Origin of the sequence: Streptomyces misionensis (assembly GCF_007896895.1) — a bacterium.
GTDB lineage: Bacteria > Actinomycetota > Actinomycetes > Streptomycetales > Streptomycetaceae > Streptomyces > Streptomyces misionensis_A.
In genome coordinates this window covers 1-1234 of the sequence record NZ_VOGW01000206.1, presented here as the reverse complement: position 1 = coordinate 1234, position 1234 = coordinate 1, and the positions used below count along the sequence as shown (strand labels likewise).

General features: G+C 72.9%; 2 protein-coding genes. One reads left to right on the top strand and one right to left on the bottom strand.

Translation table 11 applies throughout. The features are described 5' to 3' along the window. On the bottom strand, positions 1-361 hold a 361-nt coding region (locus tag FRZ03_RS38305; protein ID WP_146469775.1), incomplete at its 3' end, for a hypothetical protein. Positions 362-488: 127 nt separating this feature from the next. On the opposite strand from FRZ03_RS38305, the gene FRZ03_RS38300 reads away from it, so the two are divergent. Beyond that, on the top strand, positions 489-1124 hold the full coding sequence (locus FRZ03_RS38300) for a uridine kinase family protein (protein ID WP_261399512.1): 636 nt from the start codon (positions 489-491) through the stop codon (positions 1122-1124). Positions 1125-1234 lie beyond the last annotated feature (110 nt).

The following is a 1234-nucleotide window of genomic DNA, read 5'->3' as shown; positions in this document are numbered from 1 at the left end:
CCCCCAGTGATTCCGCCTCCGCGACCGGGGCGGTCAGCATCTGGGAGCCGACCGGTTCGAAGTCGGCGATCTGGGTGCCCACTCCGTTGTCGAGGGGGTCGACGCCGGTGCCGGCCAGGGGGTTGGGCTTGAGGCCGGCGATCGGGCCGGTGACGTAGCCGACCGTGCCGGTGAGGACGGTGAGGCCGGCCTGGGGGTCGATCTTGCCGAGGGAGGTGGGCCGCCACGGCACGTCCAGGAGCGGGGTGCTCGCGTCCGCGTGGGCCGTCGCCGCGCCCGCGCCCAGCGCCGCGCCCGTGGTCAGGAGGGCGAACAGGGCGCGCCGCGCGGTGGGGTGCTGGGTCTTGCTGTGTCGGGCCATCGCTGGTGCCACCTTCTGGTGCGCAGGGTGATGATGTCGCGACACAGGGTAGTTGAGAGGGGGCCCGCGCTTCAAAAGCGAACCGCGGGGTCGGCAGGCGGCGCCCTATGCGTCAAACTGGTGTTCCGTGAGCATTCATCCCCCGTCCCCCGCCCGTGTCGTGCTGCTGTGTGGCCCCTCGGGTTCGGGCAAGTCCCTGGTCGCGGCCCGTTCCGGGCTGCCCGTCCTGCGTCTGGACGACTTCTACAAGGAGGCCGACGACCCGACGCTGCCGCTGGTGGAGGGGAGTTCGGACATCGACTGGGACCACCCTCAGTCCTGGGACGCGGACGTCGCCGTCGACGCCATCGCCCGGCTGTGCGCCACGGGTTCGACCCCGGTGCCGGTGTACGACATCTCGCTCAGCGCCCGTACCGGTGCCGAGACGCTGCGGCTGGGCCGTACACCGCTGTTCATCGCGGAGGGGATCTTCGCCGCGGAGATCATCGAGCGCTGCCGGGAGCGCGGGGTGCTGGCGGACGCGTTGTGCCTGCGCCGCGGGGCGGTCACCACCTTCCGGCGGCGGTTCCTGCGCGATCTGAAGGAGGGCCGCAAGTCGGTGCCGTTCCTGCTGCGCCGCGGCTGGCGGCTGATGCGCGCGGAGCGCACGATCATCACCCGTCAGGTGGCCCTGGGCGCCCACCCGTGCGACCGGGACGAGGCCCTGGGCCGGCTCGCGGCCGCGGCGGCGGGACGGCAGGCGCGGCAGCAGACACCGGCCTGATCCCCGTAGGGGAAGAGGACGCGAAGGAGAGACGGCGGCCCGATCCCCTGAGGGCGGAGGACGCGACGAAGAGGGACTGGTCGGGCCCCCCGGTCCGACCAGTCCCTCTC